18 protein-coding genes are annotated in these 21,802 nt (G+C 39.2%); 3 read left to right on the forward strand and 15 right to left on the reverse strand.

Features of this window, described 5'->3' with window-relative positions; translation table 11 throughout:
* From RFW85_RS15210 to RFW85_RS15225, 4 genes are all read right to left on the reverse strand, one after another.
* Positions 1-1,593 (reverse strand): Ig-like domain-containing protein (locus tag RFW85_RS15210; protein WP_309171652.1); only part of this gene is annotated, 1,593 nt, incomplete at its 3' end.
* Positions 1,594-2,050: 457 nt separating this feature from the next.
* On the reverse strand, positions 2,051-3,553 hold the full coding sequence (locus RFW85_RS15215) for a sodium:proton antiporter (protein ID WP_170249638.1): 1,503 nt from the start codon (positions 3,551-3,553) through the stop codon (positions 2,051-2,053).
* A 237-nt stretch (positions 3,554-3,790) separates the two neighbouring features.
* Complete coding sequence (locus tag RFW85_RS15220) at positions 3,791-4,690, reverse strand: neutral zinc metallopeptidase (protein WP_170249637.1); 900 nt, start codon at positions 4,688-4,690, stop codon at positions 3,791-3,793.
* A 27-nt stretch (positions 4,691-4,717) separates the two neighbouring features.
* Complete coding sequence (locus RFW85_RS15225; RefSeq protein ID WP_309171653.1) at positions 4,718-5,647, reverse strand: DUF808 domain-containing protein; 930 nt, start codon at positions 5,645-5,647, stop codon at positions 4,718-4,720.
* A 208-nt stretch (positions 5,648-5,855) separates the two neighbouring features.
* Between RFW85_RS15225 and trpS the strand changes: the two genes are divergently transcribed.
* On the forward strand, positions 5,856-6,869 hold the full coding sequence (gene trpS / locus RFW85_RS15230; protein WP_002116097.1) for a tryptophan--tRNA ligase: 1,014 nt from the start codon (positions 5,856-5,858) through the stop codon (positions 6,867-6,869).
* A 404-nt stretch (positions 6,870-7,273) separates the two neighbouring features.
* Here trpS and sucD read toward each other — a convergent pair whose 3' ends face one another.
* From sucD to sdhC, 10 genes are all read right to left on the reverse strand, one after another.
* A complete protein-coding gene (gene sucD / locus RFW85_RS15235; protein WP_000114637.1) occupies positions 7,274-8,164 on the reverse strand; it encodes a succinate--CoA ligase subunit alpha in 891 nt (296 codons plus the stop codon).
* A gap of 14 nt (positions 8,165-8,178) precedes the next feature.
* Complete coding sequence (sucC, locus tag RFW85_RS15240) at positions 8,179-9,345, reverse strand: ADP-forming succinate--CoA ligase subunit beta (RefSeq protein WP_001048573.1); 1,167 nt, start codon at positions 9,343-9,345, stop codon at positions 8,179-8,181.
* A gap of 148 nt (positions 9,346-9,493) precedes the next feature.
* A complete protein-coding gene (gene lpdA / locus RFW85_RS15245) occupies positions 9,494-10,927 on the reverse strand; it encodes a dihydrolipoyl dehydrogenase (RefSeq protein ID WP_017386755.1) in 1,434 nt (477 codons plus the stop codon).
* A 61-nt stretch (positions 10,928-10,988) separates the two neighbouring features.
* Complete coding sequence (gene odhB / locus RFW85_RS15250; protein ID WP_016143315.1) at positions 10,989-12,182, reverse strand: 2-oxoglutarate dehydrogenase complex dihydrolipoyllysine-residue succinyltransferase; 1,194 nt, start codon at positions 12,180-12,182, stop codon at positions 10,989-10,991.
* On the reverse strand, positions 12,182-15,022 hold the full coding sequence (locus RFW85_RS15255) for a 2-oxoglutarate dehydrogenase E1 component (RefSeq protein ID WP_039763331.1): 2,841 nt from the start codon (positions 15,020-15,022) through the stop codon (positions 12,182-12,184). The genes odhB and RFW85_RS15255 overlap by 1 nt, the downstream gene beginning before the upstream one ends.
* Before the next feature lie 157 nt (positions 15,023-15,179).
* Positions 15,180-15,308 carry a hypothetical protein gene (locus RFW85_RS15265; protein ID WP_002116082.1) on the reverse strand — a complete coding sequence of 43 codons (129 nt, stop codon included), beginning with the start codon at positions 15,306-15,308 and terminating at the stop codon, positions 15,180-15,182.
* Positions 15,309-15,591: 283 nt separating this feature from the next.
* Entirely contained in the window at positions 15,592-16,302 is a 711-nt protein-coding gene (locus tag RFW85_RS15270) for a succinate dehydrogenase iron-sulfur subunit (RefSeq protein WP_002116292.1), read from the reverse strand.
* Positions 16,303-16,316: 14 nt separating this feature from the next.
* Positions 16,317-18,152, reverse strand: coding sequence for a succinate dehydrogenase flavoprotein subunit (sdhA, locus tag RFW85_RS15275; protein WP_002116225.1), 1,836 nt, complete (start codon positions 18,150-18,152; stop codon positions 16,317-16,319).
* A gap of 12 nt (positions 18,153-18,164) precedes the next feature.
* On the reverse strand, positions 18,165-18,530 hold the full coding sequence (gene sdhD, locus RFW85_RS15280; protein ID WP_000833672.1) for a succinate dehydrogenase, hydrophobic membrane anchor protein: 366 nt from the start codon (positions 18,528-18,530) through the stop codon (positions 18,165-18,167).
* Entirely contained in the window at positions 18,530-18,931 is a 402-nt protein-coding gene (gene sdhC, locus RFW85_RS15285) for a succinate dehydrogenase, cytochrome b556 subunit (RefSeq protein ID WP_075384165.1), read from the reverse strand. The genes sdhD and sdhC overlap by 1 nt, the downstream gene beginning before the upstream one ends.
* Before the next feature lie 473 nt (positions 18,932-19,404).
* Here sdhC and RFW85_RS15290 point away from each other — a divergent pair, with 473 nt between their 5' ends.
* Complete coding sequence (locus RFW85_RS15290; protein WP_081038229.1) at positions 19,405-19,530, forward strand: hypothetical protein; 126 nt, start codon at positions 19,405-19,407, stop codon at positions 19,528-19,530.
* A 343-nt stretch (positions 19,531-19,873) separates the two neighbouring features.
* Entirely contained in the window at positions 19,874-21,148 is a 1,275-nt protein-coding gene (gltA, locus tag RFW85_RS15295; protein ID WP_002116327.1) for a citrate synthase, read from the forward strand.
* A 74-nt stretch (positions 21,149-21,222) separates the two neighbouring features.
* On the opposite strand, the gene RFW85_RS15300 is transcribed toward gltA, so the two are convergent.
* A complete protein-coding gene (locus RFW85_RS15300; protein WP_005064555.1) occupies positions 21,223-21,708 on the reverse strand; it encodes a DUF1289 domain-containing protein in 486 nt (161 codons plus the stop codon).
* Between the last annotated feature and the right edge of the window lie 94 nt (positions 21,709-21,802).

The following is a 21,802-nucleotide window of genomic DNA, read 5'->3' on the forward strand; positions in this document are numbered from 1 at the left end:
TGCCGTACTACCATCTGGATAAGTCACAGTCACTGTTGAACCAGGTTCTGCTGTACCTGTAATTGGATCTGTCCCGTTAACCGGGTCAATCACTGGTGCTGCTGGTGCTGTCGTATCCAGTGTATAAATTTGAGTATCGTTAACAGTGCTACTATTACCTGCTGCATCAGTAAAGGTTACTTTGGCATCAATCGTTTTATCTGTATCAGCAACCAACCCGCTGCCCGGTACACTTACTGTCCATGTACCTGCTGCACTATTTACAGTTGCATTATAAGTTACCCCATTAATAACAACTGTAACGGCTGTAGTAGCCGCATCTGAAGGAACGTTTTTCAGAACACCAGTAATCGTGACATTACCTGCTGCTTCTGATGCATTAATCACATTATCAGCTGTTACCGAATCAACAGCAAAGTTAACACCATCCGTATTTGGACCAACTGCGTCAACAACAGCTGTTGTTGGGCCTGATGGATTGCCTGCTGGATCTGTAGCAATCGCCTCAACTTCATCGCCATCATTCAGACCAGGGTTTGGCACAGTCCACGTACCGTCCGGTCCTGCTACAACACTTGCTGTACTACCGTCTGGATATGTCACAGTTACTGTTGAACCAGGTTCTGCTGTACCTGTAATCGGGTCTGTCCCGTTAACTGGGTCAATCACCGGTGCATTCGGTGCAGCCGTATCAATCGTATAAGTTTGAGTATCGTTAACAGTGCTACTATTACCTGCTGCATCAGTAAAGGTTACTTTGGCATCAATCGTTTTATCTGTATCAGCAATCAACCCGCTGCCCGGTACACTTACTGTCCATGTACCTGCTGCACTATTTACAGTTGCATTATAAGTTACCCCATTAATAACAACTGTAACGGCTGTAGTAGCCGCATCTGAAGGAACGTTTTTCAGAACACCAGTAATCGTGACATTACCTGCTGCTTCTGATGCATTAATTACGTTATCTGAAGTAACAGGATCAACCGAGAAAGTGACTCCATCTGTATTTGGTGGAGTGGTGTCAGCAGGTGTTGAGTCATCATCATTATCACTATTCGATGCTGCAGCGATAATACCGCCCGCAACTAAAGGAATAGCTGCCCACAACCATGGGTTTACACCTGCATCGTGATAAAGTAATGGTTCTATTGAGGAAATAGGCTGGTAAATAACGTCAGATACCAACTCTTGTGGTGCTTCTGCCGGTAAAGCAGCAGGTAAATCCTCAGCTACCAGTGCTTGTGGTTCCACATCACTGTCAGCATCAGCATCAGCGTCTGCATCAGCATCGGCGTCCGCATCATTTTCAGCATCTTTGAATTTTGCCCAAATCAACTGTCCATTTTCATCTTGAAAAACTAGGCTGTTATCTTTAGGCTCAGCTGTTCCACTAAAGAAGTCTTCAATAACAATGGTTTGGCCATTTTTTAGCCGAACAACTGCATTGGTACCCTCCCTATTTACTACCAACACATCACTGGCAGCTACTTTTACCAATACGACCGATGCTTCTGAAAGTTTTGCAGAAGTTCCCTCTGTTGTTGCTAAGGTTTTATGATTGTCCTTAGCAATAATTTGTATTTCAGGCATATCTATATTCCTTTTATATTATTGATTTAAATGATTTTATGTATAATTCTTTTTACTTAATCTTTCTAAGTTTTTGACCTACAACTTAAAAACATTAAGTAATGTGATCATTTTTACATTAAACACTTTAAAATAAAAAAAACAAATACTAAAGTACCTAAAGGAAAAATTTTAATTAATAGAAATTATATATAAGTCTTTGTTAAGTTTTTCTTATGTCAATTTAATGAAAAATCACGTTAAACGTTTTATATATAAAACAAATTTATTATTTTTCTATTTACCATTTGTTGAAAAATAATTTAATTAAAATATTCATATAACAATTATTAATATCTTAATAAAATAAAATATATTATTAATGATATATATAGAAAAAAAAGGCTCTAGGTAATATTTTACTATTACACTAAAACCTCATTTTTAAATATCTTATAAAATTTAAAACTGTTTATATTTAGAAATTATCAGGACTCTCAAATCTTTTTACTTCTTGTAACTTATTCGGGTCATGCATTGTCGCAATTCCGTCCTCAGTTTTTTGGTCTACAAGAATATCTGGATTATAAACGGTGATTGTTTCTCTACCCAGCGCATCCTCCCCCACAATATACTGAAAACCTCTTCGGTTCATCTTATGGCACAACCTTTGATAGAAGCCTTTTAAGCCTTCAGTTTCTTCGTTGGGGTTGTAATAAAAAGCATTCATCACAGCTGGTAAGCCTAGGCCGCAAACAATACCTGATAACAATACACTAATAAATGTATATCCAATCAGGATACTACTATAGGGACTTAAGGCAGGGATATTGGCTACTGCCAAAATCAATGCAAGTGAAATTCCTCCTCGTACCCCACCCCAAGATAAAATAGTTAAACTACCATTGTAACTTTTGGTCTTACGCATTGTTGGGAAGAAAGCAAAAGACATAAAGTTGGCAGCAAAACGAGAAATATGAAGAATAAAGAATGCAACAATACCGCCTAAAATCAGGCTAAAGTTTAGATCAAGAATAAATAACTCTAAGCCAATTAAAGTAAATAAGAATGAGTTAATGATTCCTTCTACAGTGTGCCAGAAATGATTAACTTCTTGAATCTCTCGCTCTTCTCGTATTTCCTTCCATTTGTTTCCAACAATTAAACCGCCAATTACACAAGCAATCGGTGCTGATGCATGTGCAAACAAAGCAACCAAATATGCTCCACTTGCAAGTAAAGCTGTTGTTAAAATCAGGGACTCCATTTCGTGTTTACCACGTAATAGACGCAACACCCCTACCCCAAATGCCCAACCAATCCCGACGGCGACAACAATTTCATAAAGTAGAGCTTCTAATGTCGCTACTAATGAAAAATGTTCACCCTGTAAAACATTAAGTAAAGTCATAAACAATGCAATACACATTGCATCATTAAATAATGATTCACCTTCTAATTTAACAATTAAATGATGTGGTGCGCGAATAGAACTAAGCACACCTTTAATACCAATTGGGTCTGTTGCCCCTAAAGCTGCACCTAAAAGTAACAGCACCAGAATTGGCACATGATATCCAACCAGTAATTGGAATCCGTAGAGTAAACTGCCAAATAATACGGCGCAAAGCACTAAGGCAATTGTTGCCAAAATACTAATTTGTTTCCAATAACTTTTTAGATCTGAAATTTTAAATTTAAGTGCAGAAGAAGTTAGAATAAAGCAAATAACACCATTAATTAAAAAATCATAAAAATCGATATGGCGTACAGCTTCCTCAATATTATGAATGTTAATGGTAATAAACTGGTTACCATTTAGTAGGCTGGCACCCCACTGTAGAATAAAGACAAAAATTGCTGAAACCAGAGGTACGCCAATCGCCTGTGGAAAGCCTAAAATACGCTTATTAAAGATAGTGGTTGCTATTGATAATGCAAAAACCACAGTGAATGCTTGTAGTAGAAAAAAATTACCCATGAATACCCTTCTTCTGGGTCAACGACCAAATAAAAACTTTGCTAAATCGACCTAACTCAATAAAAAGCTGACATAAACAATGCCATAATCATAAAAAATAGAAATTAGGACACAAGTTTACCGAATTGATAGAACAATCTATCAATCAGTTAAATTTCTTAACATTATTTATAGTTTTAATCTAAAGAAAAAGATGAGCTTATTAAATATGTTTAACAAGACTCATCCTATAATTTTTTAAACTGGATTGTTAAAAGTATCGCATTGGTTAATATCACCAGTTTTTAAACCCACTTGGAACCAGTGCATTCGCTGTTCACTACTACCATGAGTAAAGCTATCCGGAACGACCTGACCTGTAGAACGCTTTTGTAAATAATCATCTCCAATTTTTTGAGCAGCATCCATAGCCTCTTCAATGTCACCTTGCTCTAAAAATTGAGTTCGCTGTTGATTATGACTCGCCCAAATGCCCGCTAAACAGTCAGCTTGTAATTCTTGACGAACAGATAATTGATTACCTTCTCTTTGACTGACTTGTGCACGAGCTTGCTGTACTTGCGATGAGATACCAAGCAAAGTTTGAACATGATGCCCTACCTCATGTGCGACAACATAAGCTTGAGCAAAATCTCCAGCTTGATCTTGTCTTGAAAGTTCAGTTTGGTTTTGTTCACCAGAAATTCCCATTTGCTGACGCATATCTTTAAAGAATTCTGTATCGATATAAACCTTTTGATCTGCAGGACAATAAAATGGCCCCATCGCAGATTGAGCTGTGCCACATCCTGACTGAATCATTCCACTAAATAAAACTAATTTAGGTGGTGTATAGCTTTTACCTAACTGTTTAAATATAGGAGTCCAGACGTCCTCTGTATCAGCCAAAACCGTTCCAACAAAATCGGAGGCTTCTTTTTGCTCGGCTGTTAAACTTTCTGGCGCAGTTGCATTTGATTGTTGTGAAGCAGTAACCTGCTGAGTTGCTTGATAAGCCTGCTGTGGATCAACACCAAAGAACTTCCACGCAACAAATGCAACAACCAGACCAATAATACTAATACCGCCAGCTCTAACACCGCCACCACCTCGACGGTCCTCAACATTGCTACTAATTCGTCGACCTTTCCAGCGCATAATTTCCCTCTTCTTTTTAGAATGGCATCATGAACCCGATGCTTTTTTAGGCCACATTTTTTTTATTAAGCTCACAATTAATAAAACAATTGCACCAGCAACCAGTCCTATTCCAAAGTTAATTAATGTTGGTGTTAAAGCACCAATGATATTACCTACCGCTGGTATTGTTTCCACATGATCCACTGTGTCTTCAGTTAAGTGATGAAGCAACGGAATCGTATGATTAATAATCCCGCCCCCCACTAAAAACATTGCAATAGTGCCCACGATTGAAAGTAATTTCATCAAAATAGGAGCAAAAGCTAATAGGCCTCGACCTATAGTTTGTTTAAATGAGGTCGACTGTTCTGTTAAATATAATCCCAAATCATCAATCTTAACAATCATACCAACTAGGCCATAAACGCCAATCGTCATCACAACTGCAATAACACTTAAAACGCTTACTTTGGTCATTAAAGTAGCAGTAGCAACTGTACCGAGCGTAATCACCACGATCTCAGCCGATAAAATAAAATCAGTTCTTACTGCCCCTTTTATTTTTTCTTTTTCAAAAGTTGCTAAGTCTAATTCTTCATTTTCAAGCTCTGCTTTTGCTTCCTCTGATGTAGAAGCTTTTTTATGCATAATGGTATGAAGAACTTTCTCTACTCCCTCATAACATAAAAATAAGCCTCCGAGCATTAATAGCGGATTAATAAGCCAAGGTGCAATCACACTAATTAACAATGCTAAAGGAACTAAAATAAGCTTATTAACAAATGAACCTTTGGCCACCTTCCAAACAATAGGTAGTTCACGATCTGCACGCACACCTGTTACTTGCTGAGCATTCAAGGCCAAATCGTCACCTAAAACTCCGGCAGTTTTCTTGGCTGCCATTTTGCTCATTAAAGCAACATCATCTAAAATTGTTGCTATATCATCTAGTAATAAAAGTAAGCCACTCGCCATTTCTTATCCAAGTTTGTATTTATTAAGGCTATTGTAAGATGATTTTTTTGAATTTCTGTAATTTTACTGAATAAATTCACAATATTATTTTAAGAAAAGTTTCCCCAATCGCTGACGAAAAAAATTTATTTCCCGTACAATAATGCCAATCTTTTATATTACAGGGCTTACTACCCCTGATTAAGTTAATACGATAGTGGAATAAATAATGAGTAATGTTGATCAGCGTCCAATTATTTTGACAGGCGACCGCCCAACCGGACAACTTCATCTTGGGCACTTTGTCGGTTCTTTGCGTTCTCGTGTAGGTTTACAGGATAGCCATCATCAACACCTCTTATTAGCAGATGCACAAGCATTAACAGATAATGCAGATAATCCAGATAAAGTTCGTCGTAATATTTTAGAAGTTGCTCTAGATTATTTAGCTGTAGGCATTGATCCAACAAAAACTACTATTTGTGTTCAATCTTGCTTGCCAGCACTCAATGAACTTACAATGCTCTATCTTAACTTTGTGACAGTTGCGCGTTTAGAACGTAACCCGACCATTAAATCTGAAATTCAAATGCGTGGTTTCGAGCGTGACATTCCAGCTGGTTTCCTCTGCTACCCTGTTGCACAAGCGGCTGACATTACTGCTTTCAAAGCAACTGTGGTTCCAGTAGGTGAAGATCAGATTCCAATGATTGAACAAACGAATGAAATCGTACGTCGGGTAAATCGCCAAATCGGTCAAGATCTTTTGCCTGAATGTAAAGCTTTGCTTTCTAATATGGCTCGCTTACCTGGTTTTGATGGTAAAGCGAAAATGTCTAAATCATTAGGCAATACCATCGTTTTAAATGCTTCTGATAAAGACATTAAAAAAGCTGTAAATGCGATGTACACTGATCCAAATCACCTTCGTATTGAAGATCCAGGTCAAGTTGAAGGCAATATTGTATTTACATATTTAGATGCATTTGACCCAAATAAAGAAGAAGTTGAAGAATTAAAAGCTCACTATCGTCGCGGTGGTCTTGGTGATGGTACGGTTAAAAAACGCCTTGAAGGTGTGTTAAAAGAATTAATTACACCTATTCGTGAACGTCGCGAAGAGCTTGCTAAAGATCCTGACTATATTATGGATGTTTTACGTCAAGGTACAGATAAGTGCCGTCTTATTACTCAACAGACTTTAGACGAAGTTAAAGATGGTTTAGGTTTATTTAAATTTTAATTCTCTTTAGAAACTAAAAGCCCTTCGGGGCTTTTTTTATTTATTAGATTCAATAATATTCATTTTTTAGAATTACTAATGTATTGATAGCCATTCACAGGCTTTTACCCTATTAACGTGAAGTAACACTTATTAACGCTAATAGCGATGAAGAATATCTTAACTTTATCTATTATCCTCTATGTAGGTTACATCATATGAGCCTCACGACATTTCTCCTTAAACCGAAACTGTTTTTACAGATTCGTTGTTCTACGCAATGATCACCCCAATCATTGCGTATTTTTTTGCCTAAAAATTTTATTTATGAATTAGCTATACTTATAAAAACTCTTATTTTTAAATAAAAAAAGCACCGCATCATTTTTCAGATGCGGTGCTTTTTAAGATTCAGGGTAAAGCGATTAAGCTAAACCTTTCTCTTTTAAAACTTGCAACATAGTTGAACCAAGCTCAGCTGGGCTACGAGTGTAAGCCATACCTGCTTTTTCAAATGCAGCAAATTTCTCTTCAGCAGTACCTTGACCACCAGAAATGATCGCACCAGCGTGACCCATACGCTTACCTTTAGGAGCAGTTACACCAGCAATGTAACCTACTACAGGCTTAGTCACGTTAGATTTGATGAATTCAGCAGCTTCTTCTTCCGCTGTACCACCGATCTCACCGATCATGATGATTGCATCAGTATCTGGATCGTCTTGGAACAATTGAAGCGCTTCGATTTGGTTCATACCTGGGATTGGGTCACCACCGATACCGATACAAGTAGATTGACCTAAACCAAGCTTAGTTGTTTGAGCAACAGCTTCATAAGTCAATGTACCTGAACGTGAGATGATACCAATACGACCTGGTTGGTGAATGTGACCAGGCATAATACCAATCTTACATTCGCCCGGAGTGATCACGCCTGGACAGTTAGGACCAACTAAACGAGTACCGTTACCGTTAGTTTCTAAATAGCGTTTTGCTTTAAGCATGTCGATTGTTGGAACACCTTCAGTGATCACAACGATTAAGCCAACACCCGAATCAACCGCCTCAACGATTGAGTCTAAAACGAATGGAGCTGGTACATAAATTACAGATGCATCTGCATTTGTTTCACGTACAGCTTCTTTCATTGTGTTGAATACTGGTAAGTCAAGGTGAGTTGTACCACCTTTACCTGGAGTAACACCACCAACAACTTTTGTACCGTAGTCTAAAGCTTGTGCAGAGTGGAAAGTACCGTTTTTACCAGTAAAACCTTGTACCAATACTTTAGTGTCTTTATTAATTAATACGCTCATGATTGATACTCCCCTTACGCTTTAACTGCAGCTACAACTTTTTCTGCGGCATCAGACAAGCCGTTTGCAGAAATTAATTTCAAACCAGATTCATCAAGTAATTTAGCACCTAACTCAGCGTTGTTACCTTCTAAACGAACAACAACTGGAACAGTTACATTTACTTCTTGAACCGCTGCAATAATCGCTTCAGCAATCATGTCACAACGTACGATACCACCGAAGATGTTGATTAAAACACCTTGTACAGATGTATCAGCAAGGATGATTTTGAACGCTTCGATTACGCGCTCTTTAGTTGCGCCGCCACCAACGTCAAGGAAGTTTGCAGGCTGACCACCATAAAGTTTAATGATGTCCATAGTTGCCATTGCAAGACCAGCACCGTTAACCATACAACCGATGTTACCTTCTAAAGCAACATAGTTAAGATCAAATTCAGATGCTTTTAATTCACGCTCATTCTCTTGAGATTTGTCACGTAAAGCAGCAACTTTAGGTAAACGGTAAAGCGCGTTAGAATCGATACCTACTTTCGCGTCTACACATAAAATTTCGCCATTTTCACGAACTGAAAGTGGGTTAATTTCAAATAATGCAAAGTCATTTTCAACAAATGCTTGGTAAGCAGCTGTCATGATTTTTACAAATTGACCGATTTGCTTGTCTTTCAAACCTAAAGCAAACGCAACTTCACGTGCTTGGAATGGTTGTAAGCCAACTAATGGATCAACTTCAACTTTGATAATTTTCTCTGGAGTTTCTTCTGCAACTTTCTCGATTTCTACACCACCTTCTGTAGAAGCCATGAAAGTAATACGACGGCTAGAACGGTCTACAACCGCGCCCAAATAAAGCTCACGCTCAACTGGATATACGTCTTCAGCAACAATGATGCTGTTTACTGGTTGACCATTTGCATCAGTTTGATACGTTACAAGACGAGTACCAATGATATTGTTTGCAAATTCGATAACGTCTTCTTTAGATTTTGCAACTTTAACGCCACCAGCCTTACCACGACCACCAGCATGAACTTGCGCTTTCATTACCGCGAATTTACCACCAAGCTGTTCAAATGCAGCAACTGCTTCGTCTGCATTGGTAGCCAAGATACCTTCTTGTACTGGCATACCATATTCTTTCAATAACGCTTTAGCTTGATACTCATGTAAGTTCATTTAGTTACCTACTTAACTTTGTTTGTTGTCTTCAATTTGCGCAACATTCTCATGTTACATATACAAATTGCTGTCTACGTCTTTCACCTTGATGCTTTTTTAATCACACCATCGAATGTGAAAAAGAGCGGAGAACCCGCTCTTTATTTTATTTACGCTTACGTTGAATCGCGTGAATTGCACGACCATCTACAGCAAGTGCAGCTTCATGAACAACTTCAGAGAATGTTGGATGACCAAAAGTCATCAACTGAAGATCTTCAACTGAAGATACAAATTCAAGAGCGATCATACCTTGGTGTACAATATCAGATGCAGCAGGTCCAATAACATGCATACCTAATAAACGGTCAGTTTTTGCATCAGCAACAAACTTAACAAAACCAGCACCTTCACCCGCTGCTAAAGCACGACCATTTACAGCAAAACCGAATTGACCAGTTTTAACTTCATGACCTTTTTCTTTAGCTTGTTCTTCAGTTAAACCAACCCACGCCGCTTCCGGATGTGTATAGATAACTGAAATGATTGTGTCATAGTTCACTTGAGCTGCATGACCGTGGATACGCTCAACAGCCATTACACCTTCTTCCATTGCTTTATGAGCAAGCATTGGACCGCGAACCAAGTCACCAATCGCATATACACCTTCTACAGAAGTTGCACAGTGATCGTTTACTTCTACTAGACCACGTTCAGTCAATTTAATGCCTGAATCTTCAGCCAATAAACCTTCAGCATAAGCTTTACGGCCAACACAAACGATTAACTTGTCAAAAGTTTGAGTTTTTTCTTCGCCGCCTTGAGTGTATTTAACAGTCACTTCACGACCATTAATTTCAGTACCAGAAACTTTAGCACCGATACGAATATCAAGACCTTGCTTAGTTAAAAGTTTTTGGTAGTCTTTTGCCAAAGCTTTATCAGCCATTGGTAGGAATGCATCCATTGCTTCAAAAACAACAACTTCAGCACCAAGACGACGCCAAACTGAACCAAGCTCTAAACCGATTACACCTGCACCAATTACACCTAAACGCTTAGGTACTTCTGGGAAGTTCAATGCACCAGTTGAATCAACAATAATATCTTGATCTACAGGAGCTACTGGAATATTTACAGGTACAGAACCAGACGCAAGAATAACGTATTTAGGTTCTAAAACTTGAGTTTCACCCTCATGAGAAACGAACTCAACTTTTTTACCAGCAAGTAATTTACCTGTACCTTTTAACCATTCAATGCCATTGCCTTTAAGCAATTGATCGATACCACCAGTTAATTGGTCAACAATTTTGTCTTTACGAGCAAGAAGCTTAGCAAGATCAAAATTCACTTCACCTGTAGTGATACCGTGATCAGCTAAGTGATGTACTGTATCTTCATAACGGTGAGAAGAATCAAGTAATGCTTTAGAAGGAATACAACCTACGTTTAAGCATGTACCACCTAAAGATGGCTTACCGTTGTGAATACGTTTTTCGATACAAGCGACTTTAAAACCTAGTTGAGCAGCACGAATCGCAGCTTCATAACCACCAGGACCACCGCCAATAACAACAAGATCAAATTGTTGAGACATTGTTTATCTCCATGGTCCGAGATAGAGGATCACTCTACCTCGGTAATATTATTCGAAGAAATTAAAGATCAAGGATGAGTTTAGCTGGTTCTTCTAACAATTCTTTGATTGCTACCAAGAAACCTACAGCTTCTTTACCATCGATCATACGGTGGTCATAAGAAAGTGCTAAATACATCATTGGCAAGATTTCAACTTGACCATTTACCGCCATAGGACGCTCTTGGATTTTGTGCATACCCAAGATACCAGTTTGCGGTTGGTTCAAAATAGGAGTTGAAAGTAATGAACCGAAAGTACCACCATTAGTGATTGTGAAAGTACCACCAGTCATTTCTTCGATAGATAATTTACCATCACGTGCTTTACCAGCGTAAGCAGCAATACCTGCTTCAACTTCTGCATAGCTCATACGATCAGTATCACGCAATACTGGTACAACAAGACCACGATCAGAAGATACTGCAACACCGATGTCATAGTAACCGTGATAAACGATATCATCGCCATCAATTGAAGCGTTTACAGCTGGGTAGCGTTTAAGCGCTTCAGTTGCTGCTTTAACGAAGAATGACATGAAGCCTAAACGAGCACCATGGCGTTTTTCAAAAGCATCTTTATATTGCTTACGCAATTCCATGATTGGCTTCATGTTAACTTCGTTAAATGTAGTTAACATTGCAGTTTCTTGAGTTGCAGCAAGAAGACGTTCAGCTACACGCTTACGTAAACGAGTCATTGGAACACGTTTTTCGATACGCTCACCAACAGCTACGCTCAATGGAGTAACGTTAGCAGCTGGTTTAGCTTGATGGTTTGCAACATCTTCTTTAGTGATACGACCACCACGACCAGTACCTTGTACGTCAGCAGCAGCAATACCAGATTCAGTTAACGCTTTACGAACCGCAGGAGCTTGATCAGAAACAGTTTCTGTACGTTCAACAACAGGAGCTGCACCAGCTTGAGTTTGAGCAACTGCTTGTTCTACTGCTGCAGGAGCAGCAGCTGCGCCAGCACCAGCTTCAAATTGAGCAATAACTTCGTCAGAAAGAACTGTATCGCCTTCATCTTTAATGATTGCAACCAAGCTACCATCTGCAGGAGCAACAACTTCTAAAACAACTTTGTCGGTTTCAATATCACAGATTACTTCATCGCGTGATACAGGTTCACCCACCTTTTTGTGCCAAGTTGCGATGGTTCCATCTGCAACAGACTCTGGGAATACCGGTGCTTTAATTTCGGTTGCCATTATTGAGAATCTCCTGATTGTTCAGCTTCGATTGCCAATGCATCATTAATTAGCTGAGCTTGTTGTTTTGCATGCAAGTACGGTGAGCCACAAGCTGGTGCAGCAGAAGCTTCACGACCTGCAAAACTGATACGGATTTGTTTGCCAGATTTTAAGATATCGTCATATAAACGCGGTGCGATAAATAACCATGCGCCTTGGTTCTTCGGCTCCTCTTGTGCCCAAACAAGTTCTTTCACGTTTGGATATGCAGCCAAGATTTCCGCAAGACGTTGCTCTGGATATGGATACAACTGTTCAATACGTACAATTGCGACATTAGTTAAGTTTTGTTCACGACGTTTTTCAAGTAAGTCGTAATAAACTTTACCGCCACAAAGTACAAGACGAGTTACATCTGACTTGTTAATTTGATCGATTTCGTCAATTACAGTTTGGAATGAACCATTTGCAAGCTCTTCTAAAGTAGAAGTAGCAAGTTTATGACGAAGTAAAGATTTCGGTGACATTACAATCAATGGCTTACGAATTGGGCGTACAGCTTGACGACGTAATGCATGGAAAATCTGTGCAGGTGTCGTTGGAGTGATCACTTGCATGTTGTCTTCAGCACATAACTGTAAGAAACGTTCTAAACGAGCTGATGAGTGTTCTGGGCCTTGACCTTCAAAACCGTGTGGTAACAACATTGTTAAACCACAAACACGTTCCCACTTAGTCTCACCAGAAGCAATAAACTGGTCAATCACAACTTGAGCACAGTTTACGAAGTCACCAAATTGTGCTTCCCAAATAATCAAGCTCTTAGGAATTGTAGTTGCGTAACCATATTCGAATGCAAGAACTGCTTCTTCAGATAAAAGAGAGTCATAAATCGCAAAACGTGGTTGGTTCTCTTTCACATGACAAAGTGGAATGTAAGTTGAACCATCAGCTTGATTATGCAATTTCGCATGACGGTGTGAGAAGGTACCACGACCCACGTCTTCACCAGTAATACGAACTAGATAATCTTCATCTAATAAAGTTGCATAAGCTAAAGTTTCTGCTGCACCCCAGTTTAATGGAGTTTCACCAGTTTGCATTTTTACGCGATCTTCAATTACTTTTTGAACCTGACGCTGCATTACAAACCCTTCAGGAAGTTTGCTCATGCCCTCGCCTAATTCTTTTAAGCGATTTAAGTCAAATGAAGTATCCCAATCGTCTGTGTAGTCATGACCCAAATATGGAGTCCAATCAACAAACATTTTGGTATTTGGTTCAAGAATCAATGCATTTGCTACATGATTACCCGCTTCTAAATCAGAACGGTAATCTTCGACCATTTGGTCTGCTTCAGCACGATCAAGTACTTTCTCTTGAACAAGTTGATCAGCATAAAGTGTACGAGTAGTCGCTTTCTTCGCAATTACTTGATACATCAATGGTTGTGTACCAGATGGCTCATCTGCTTCGTTATGGCCACGACGACGATAACAGAACAAATCGATAACAACATCTTTACGGAATTCGTGGCGGAAATCATGTGCTAATTGAGTAGCAAAGATAACAGCTTCAGGATCATCGCCATTTACATGGAAAATTGGCGCCTGAATCATTTTAGCAACGTCTGTACAGTATTCTGTAGAACGCGCATCACGAGGATCAGAAGTTGTGAAACCTACTTGGTTGTTCACAATAATATGAACTGTACCACCAACCGTATAGCCACGAGTTTGTGACATTTGGAAGGTTTCCATATTCACGCCCTGACCTGCAAATGCCGCATCACCATGAACAATAACTGGTAAAACGTCATCACCGCCAATGTCTCTACGACGTACTTGACGTGCACGTACAGAACCTTCAACTACAGGACCAACAATTTCCAAGTGAGATGGGTTAAATGCTAATGCCAAGTGAACTTCGCCACCTGGAGTCATTACATTACTTGAGAAACCTTGGTGGTATTTAACGTCGCCAGAACCTTTTTTATGAATTGATTTACCTTCGAACTCACCAAATAAGTCCGCAGGGTTTTTACCCATAATATTCACAAGAAGGTTTAAACGGCCACGGTGTGGCATACCGATAACAACTTCTTTACAACCTACAGCACCAGCACGCTGAATAATCTCGTTTACCATAGGAATAAATGATTCGCCGCCCTCAACACCAAAGCGTTTAGCACCAACGTATTTATTACCAAGATATTTTTCAAGACCTTCAGCAGCAGTTAAACGCTCTAAGAAGCCTTTCTTTTGATCATTTGTGTAATTGAATTTACCACGGGCACTTTCAAGACGTTGTTGAATCCAACGTTTTTCTTTTGTGTCCACGATATGCATGTATTCAACACCGATCGAACCACAATAGATTGCTTCCATTGCTTCAATCATTTCAGCAAGCGTTGCTTCGCTTTTGCCGATTTCAAGATTGCCGGTATTAAATACAGTGTCTAAATCTGATTTGGTTAAACCGTGAGCTGAAAGATCTAAATCTGGAATCTCTTCACGCTTAGCAAGACCTAATGGATCTAATTTAGCTTTTTGATGTCCGCGATTACGATAAGCAGCAATAAGTTGTAAAACGCCAATTTGACGACGCTCATGCTCAGTACTTACAGTACTTTGTACAACAGGTTGAACACGGTTAGCATTACGTCCTAGTAATAGGAATTGCTCACGCACAGCGCTGTGTGGTTGGTCACCCTTTGGATATTTATCGAAATATTGGCGCCAGTCCTCAGCTACAGAGGTTGGGGAAGTCAGGTACTGCTCGTAAAGTTCTTCAATATACGCTGCACTATCAGCGGAAAGTTCAGTGTCAAGACGCAATGCGTCAGCAACTTCTTGCATTTGTGGACCCATTTCCTATTGCAAAAAATATTACAGGCTGCCTTTTAAGCACACCCATGATGCATAATGCCAAATTGGTAAAAAAGGCATTACTTACCCAACAGGTCTCTAAGACCATGGGGCGTCATACTACCTAGAGAGAAAACTCCATAGGTAATTAATGAATCACAACGCCCTCAATGGCATCATCACTCACCTTATACTCGATTAAAACCGAGCAATTTTTTGCAAATCTTTTTAGAAAAATTAACTTTAAAATTAACTTTTCTAAAATGACTTTAACCATAAAAATTAAGCACAGATCTAAGATCGTGCTACTTAAATTAATTTCACTAGTATACGCTTTTTTCACCTATAACTTTGTGGCAAATCGTATCATGTTCTTAAACAACGATTGATTTTTTTGACACATACCACCTATAAATTGGCGAAATACACAAGCGATTTTATCTTTTAATATATGGTGCAATATATAAAATCCTCGCTCTTTTCGACCAAAGTCTAAAGTTTACATTATAAAATTAAAAAAAAACGCACATCAAGGATGCGCGTTTTCTATTTGTGCAGAATTAACCCGCTTGATCTAATAGCATGTTACGGATGTGACCGATTGCTTTAGTAGGGTTTAGACCTTTAGGACATACTGACACACAGTTCATAATACCTTTACAACGGAACAAACTGAATGGATCGTCAAGACGAGCCAAACGGTCTGCAGTAGCAGTATCACGAGAGTCGATAATAAAACGGTATGCATTCAACAATGCTGAAGGACCCAAGAATTTATCAGGGTTCCACCAGAATGATGGGCATGAAGTTGAACAACATGCACAAAGAATACATTCATACAAACCATTTAAGTGTTCACGCTCTTCAGGAGACTGTAAACGCTCTTTAGGTGGAGCTGGTTGGTTATTGATCAAGAATGGCTGAATTTTGTCATATTGATCATAGAATTGGTTCATATCAACAACCAAATCTTTAACAACCGGCAAACCTGGTAATGGACGAATTACAATTTTCTCAGGCAGGTCGTTTAAATTCCATAAACAAGCCAAACCATTTTTACCATTAATGTTTACACCATCCGAACCACAAATACCTTCACGGCATGAACGACGGAACGTTAATGATTCATCTTGAACCTTCAAAGCAAGTAATGCATCAAGCAACATACGGTGCTTATCAGTCAATTCAAGCTTGAAAGTTTGCATGTACGGCGCTTTATCCTTATCAGGATCATAGCGGTAGATTTCGAATGTACGAGTACCTCTACTCATCTTTATACTCCCGATTAGAATGTACGTGGTGCTGGTGGAATTGCATCAACAGTCAACGGTTTGAAGCGCACTGGCTTATATTCCAAACGGTTATCTGATGAATACCATAAAGTATGCTTCATCCACTCATCATCACGGCGACCGTATGAATAAGTTGGGTGATCAGCTGGCAATTCATAATCAACTACAGTATGCGCACCACGACACTCTTTACGCGCAGCAGCTGAAATTAATGTAGCTTTTGCAACTTCATATAAGTTTTCAACTTCAAGCGCTTCAACACGTGCAGTGTTAAATACTTTAGATTTATCTTTCAAGTGAATGTTGCGCACACGTGGTTCAAGAGCAAGAATCTCTTTAACACCTTTATCAAGCAAAGCTTGAGTACGGAATACACCAGCGTGGTCTTGAACGATATCACGAATCGCATCAGCAACTTCTTGTGCATTTTCGCCAGAAGTTGATTCATCCAATTTACGTACGCGATCTAAAGTTTGCTCTAATACGTTTGTTGGAAGTGGTGCATATTCATCACCATGATGCTTAGTTACGTAGTCGATAATGTGCTCACCAGCAGCTTTACCAAATACAACCAAGTCAAGAAGTGAGTTAGTACCTAAACGGTTTGCACCATGTACTGATACACAAGAACATTCACCAATTGCATAGAAACCTTTTACAGGTTTAGTGTAGTTATCTGTACCTGCTTCAGGTAAGCACACTTGACCATGCATATTTGTAGGAATACCGCCCATTTGATAATGGATTGTTGGTACTACAGGAATTGGTTCTTTAGTGATGTCAACGTTCGCGAATTTTTTACCAATCTCAAATACAGATGGTAAACGCTTCATGATTGTGTCAGCGCCCAAGTGAGTCATATCTAGTAAGATATAATCACCTTTTGGACCACAACCACGACCTTCTTTAATTTCTTGGTCCATAGAACGTGATACGAAGTCACGTGGAGCCAAGTCTTTTAAAGTTGGTGCATAACGTTCCATGAACGGTTCGCCGTCTTTGTTACGAAGGATTGCACCTTCACCACGACAACCTTCAGTTAACAATACGCCTGCGCCCGCAACACCCGTAGGGTGGAATTGCCAGAATTCCATATCTTGTAATGGAATACCAGCACGAGCAGCCATACCAAGACCGTCACCAGTGTTGATATAAGCATTTGTTGATGCACGGTAAACACGACCAGCACCACCTGTCGCAAACAATGTCGCTTTTGCTTGGAATACTGCGATATTACCAGTTTCTTGGTCAATCGCTGTTACACCAAGAACATCACCTGCTTCGTTACGGATCAAATCAAGCGCGATCCATTCAACGAAGAACTGAGTACCCATTTTCACGTTGCTTTGATAAAGCGTGTGTAATAATGCGTGACCAGTACGGTCAGCAGCAGCACAAGCACGTGGAACTGGTTTATCACCATAGTTCGCAGAGTGACCACCGAACGGACGTTGGTAAATTGTACCATCAGCGTTACGGTCAAACGGCATACCCATGTGTTCAAGTTCATACACAACTTTTGGTGCTTCACGACACATAAATTCAATTGCGTCTTGGTCACCTAACCAGTCAGATCCTTTTACCGTATCGTAAAAGTGGAAGTGCCAGTTATCTTCTTGCATGTTACCTAACGACGCACCAATACCGCCCTGAGCAGCAACTGTATGTGAACGTGTTGGGAAAACTTTAGTAAGTACTGCAACTTTCAAACCTGCTTGAGCAAGTTGGTAAGAAGCACGCATACCAGAACCACCACCACCAACGATAACTGCATCGAAAGTGAGGTTTTGAATATTTGAATAATCTTCTTTAGGGGTTATCGCGCCCATGATATCTTCCTATCAATTCGCCCAGAAAATCTGGATACCCCAGATTGCGTACACAAACACTGCAATAATGACAGCCGTCGTCAGTACAAGGCGTAAACCTTTCGCTGAAGGACCCATTTGACGAGTAGTGACATAGTCAGTGAAAACTTGCCACATACCAATCCATGCGTGTGCGATAAGCGATAAAATTGCCAATAAAGAAAAAATCTTCATTGGTAATGTCATCATGAAACCAGCCCACTGTTGATAGTCAAATCCACCTTTGCAGAGAATCCAACCAAAAAGAACAACAGTATAAGCTGCTAATACAACCGCACTTACACGCTGGATAAACCAATCACGAGAACCTGAACCAGTTAAACCTGTAGCACTTTTCATTAGAACATAATCCATACAAAGGCTGCGATAATGGCTACCACAGATAAGATCAATGAAATTGTCGCTGCAATACGACCACTTTGCAGTTCTTCAGCAAAACCTAAATCTGCAAGTAAGTGCTTAACTCCAGCAATGAAGTGGAATATTAAGCCGGCTGCAAATACCCAAACAACAAAACGTACAAGGATATTTCCAAAAACGACATTTTTAACGTAGTCAAATCCTTCTGGTGAAGATAATGATTTATCTAGAATCCATAAGAGAACTGGTACTAATAAGAAAACGATGACACCTGATAAACGGTGTAAAATTGATGCAATAGCCACGGGTGAGCGTAAATTTACCGCTAACACCTGACCCATGGACAAATTGACAGGTCTGTTGCTTTTCACAGCGGGCATCCTGTAGGTAGAAACTCCGACCGGAGTTTGTTGAATTAATTCCAAGGAAAGCTGGCATTGTTAGGCAAGCACAGCTCATGCCTAACCTATAAACGACACTGAATTATAAAACGCGAAGTATCAAAATACAAACAATCCACTTTGCCATTTCAGCAAAAAACCATTAAATAAGAATCATTCAAAACAATATTACATTATTAAGTCAATAAAAAAACTATACCTATATACATCATGTCCTTGTTTAAAATAACTTTTTATTTAATTTCATTTTTTCTGAAATTTCTTTTAAATAAGCCGATTTTAGACTAAAGATAAAGTTATAAATTCCTCATATCAATAGAAAAATGATCGCAATACTCTCCTATTTTCAATGTGAGCCACATTTCAAATAAGTGAACAGACTTATATTTCAGATAGATATTAAGCGATCTACACTAGTTTTTCGAAAGTGAATTTCATTAAAAACAGTTCTTATGATTTTAAACTCATCTGATAAGCTATTTTTTATACAATTAAACTTAAAAAAAGAACAATATTCTTTGTTACAACTAAATAGAAATACAATTTTTTTTGAGTATAAATTTGAAATTACATCATGAGTTTTATGATTTTTTTAAGGGGATTGGCATTTTCTACCGTCTTATTATTTTGAATTGCAATTTATAAATTTGCTTACAATTGTACTCATCCTTCATTTTTTTTCTGCACGTTCTTGTTGAATTGACTTATTATACCATCCCGATGCAGTGATTTTACTGACTTTTTTGCTCGGGTCTTGATGACTAACTCTCTGTGGGAACGTCATTTTTTATCCATAAGTATAATTGACAAAATTTCAGTACTCACTAATCTTATAGCAAATTTTGACACCGTCTGATTCGCACATGAGAACATTAGGATTTCGAGTCAGATCAACATTCACCAGGACAGGAGATCTATTGAATGTCTGAAGCAAATGGCAAAAAAGCCGTATTACATCTTGATGGCAAAGAAATTGGATTACCAATCTACAGTGGCACTTTAGGTCCAGATGTAATTGATGTCAGCAGCATACTGAAAGAAGGTCATTTTACTTTCGATCCTGGTTTTATGGCGACAGCCGCATGCGAATCTAAAATTACTTTCATTGATGGTGACAAAGGTATTTTATTACACCGCGGCTACCCAATTGATCAGTTAGCAACTCAAGCAGACTACCTTGAAACTTGTTATTTATTATTAAATGGCGAGCTCCCAACTGCTGAACAAAAAGTTGAGTTTGATACGAAAGTACGTGCTCACACTATGGTTCACGATCAAGTTAGCCGTTTCTTCAATGGTTTCCGTCGTGATGCTCACCCAATGGCAATCATGGTTGGTGTTGTAGGTGCATTATCTGCGTTCTATCACAACAACCTAGATATTGAAGACATCAACCACCGTGAAATCACTGCAATTCGCTTAATTGCAAAAATTCCAACACTTGCTGCTTGGAGTTACAAATACACAGTAGGTCAACCATTCATCTATCCACGTAACGATTTAAGTTATGCGGAAAACTTCTTGCACATGATGTTTGCTACTCCTGCTGACCGTGATTACAAAGTTAATCCTGTTCTTGCTCGCGCAATGGATCGTATTTTCACGCTTCATGCTGACCATGAGCAAAATGCTTCTACATCTACAGTACGTCTTGCTGGTTCTACTGGTGCAAACCCGTATGCATGTATCTCTGCTGGTATCTCTGCACTTTGGGGCCCTGCTCACGGTGGTGCAAACGAAGCAGTTCTTAAGATGCTTGATGAAATCGGTAGCGTTGAAAACGTTGCAGAGTTCATGGAAAAAGTTAAACGCAAAGAAGTTAAGCTTATGGGCTTCGGTCACCGCGTTTACAAAAACTTCGATCCACGCGCTAAAGTAATGAAGCAAACTTGTGACGAAGTTCTTGAAGCTTTAGGTATCAACGATCCTCAATTAGCACTTGCTATGGAACTTGAGCGTATCGCATTGAACGACCCGTACTTCGTTGAGCGTAAACTTTACCCTAACGTAGACTTCTACTCAGGTATCATCCTTAAAGCGATTGGTATCCCAACAGAAATGTTTACTGTAATCTTCGCTCTTGCTCGTACAGTTGGTTGGATCAGCCACTGGTTAGAAATGCACAGCGGCCCTTACAAAATCGGTCGTCCTCGTCAGCTTTATACTGGTGAAACTCAACGCGACATCAAACGTTAATATTCGAAAGAAAATTAATGAAAAAAAGCTGCCAAAAGGCAGCTTTTTTATTTACGTCTTTTTCTACTCTAGACTTATTCTTCTTCATACATAGTTAACAAGTGATGACTAATTCCATCTGCTCGCAACCAAGCCAGCTCATAGCTCGCTTTAGCCAACGCTAAAACACGTCTTTCAAACTCAACCCATATCGTTTTGACTTGAGACTCCGAAATACCCAAACCACTCTCGTGTGCTAGATGTTTATTCTTTTCACATATTTTTAAGGCATGGTAAAGCTTACGCCCCTGGCTCGCCCCTTCCATTAACCGAACACGCTTACTTAAAATAAAGCCTTCAACATGCTGCAAGTCTGCATGAGGCAACATCGGTACTAAGATTTGATTCAATTGATCATCTAAACGCTTCCATACAGCCAAACGCTGCTCTGCCGTATAAGTGTTCCATTGAATCACCTCGTGGTTAAAACGGCGACAACCACGACAAACCTGATCACCAAAAACTGTTGAACAACGCCCTGCACATGGGGTGAGAGAGAGCGTTCGATGATCATTACTCAAAACAAACTCCTTAAATAAACCATATACTTTTTATGGTTTTCTCGCTTATTACTAATTTTCGCGCTAAAATATGCGCCTTAAATTTCTATATTAA

It is taken from the genome of Acinetobacter sp. 12966 (genome assembly GCF_031196995.1).
GTDB classification, from domain to species: domain Bacteria; phylum Pseudomonadota; class Gammaproteobacteria; order Pseudomonadales; family Moraxellaceae; genus Acinetobacter; species Acinetobacter geminorum.

Excerpts from the sequence above, each read along its gene's own strand:
- sucD (WP_000114637.1), bottom strand. The coding sequence starts at position 8,164 with ATGAGCGTATTAATTAATAAAGACACTAAAGTATTGGTACAAGGTTTT.
- sdhC (WP_075384165.1), bottom strand. The coding sequence starts at position 18,931 with ATGCCCGCTGTGAAAAGCAACAGACCTGTCAATTTGTCCATGGGTCAG.
- sdhD (WP_000833672.1), bottom strand. The coding sequence starts at position 18,530 with ATGAAAAGTGCTACAGGTTTAACTGGTTCAGGTTCTCGTGATTGGTTT.
- gltA (WP_002116327.1), top strand. The coding sequence starts at position 19,874 with ATGTCTGAAGCAAATGGCAAAAAAGCCGTATTACATCTTGATGGCAAA.
- sdhA (WP_002116225.1), bottom strand. The coding sequence starts at position 18,152 with ATGGGCGCGATAACCCCTAAAGAAGATTATTCAAATATTCAAAACCTC.
- RFW85_RS15220 (WP_170249637.1), bottom strand. The coding sequence starts at position 4,690 with ATGCGCTGGAAAGGTCGACGAATTAGTAGCAATGTTGAGGACCGTCGA.
- RFW85_RS15255 (WP_039763331.1), bottom strand. The coding sequence starts at position 15,022 with ATGCAAGAAGTTGCTGACGCATTGCGTCTTGACACTGAACTTTCCGCT.
- RFW85_RS15225 (WP_309171653.1), bottom strand. The coding sequence starts at position 5,647 with ATGGCGAGTGGCTTACTTTTATTACTAGATGATATAGCAACAATTTTA.
- sucC (WP_001048573.1), bottom strand. The coding sequence starts at position 9,345 with ATGAACTTACATGAGTATCAAGCTAAAGCGTTATTGAAAGAATATGGT.
- lpdA (WP_017386755.1), bottom strand. The coding sequence starts at position 10,927 with ATGTCTCAACAATTTGATCTTGTTGTTATTGGCGGTGGTCCTGGTGGT.
- odhB (WP_016143315.1), bottom strand. The coding sequence starts at position 12,182 with ATGGCAACCGAAATTAAAGCACCGGTATTCCCAGAGTCTGTTGCAGAT.
- RFW85_RS15270 (WP_002116292.1), bottom strand. The coding sequence starts at position 16,302 with ATGAGTAGAGGTACTCGTACATTCGAAATCTACCGCTATGATCCTGAT.
- RFW85_RS15215 (WP_170249638.1), bottom strand. The coding sequence starts at position 3,553 with ATGGGTAATTTTTTTCTACTACAAGCATTCACTGTGGTTTTTGCATTA.
- trpS (WP_002116097.1), top strand. The coding sequence starts at position 5,856 with ATGAGTAATGTTGATCAGCGTCCAATTATTTTGACAGGCGACCGCCCA.
- RFW85_RS15290 (WP_081038229.1), top strand. The coding sequence starts at position 19,405 with ATGATTTTAAACTCATCTGATAAGCTATTTTTTATACAATTAAACTTA.
- RFW85_RS15265 (WP_002116082.1), bottom strand. The coding sequence starts at position 15,308 with ATGGTTAAAGTCATTTTAGAAAAGTTAATTTTAAAGTTAATTTTTCTA.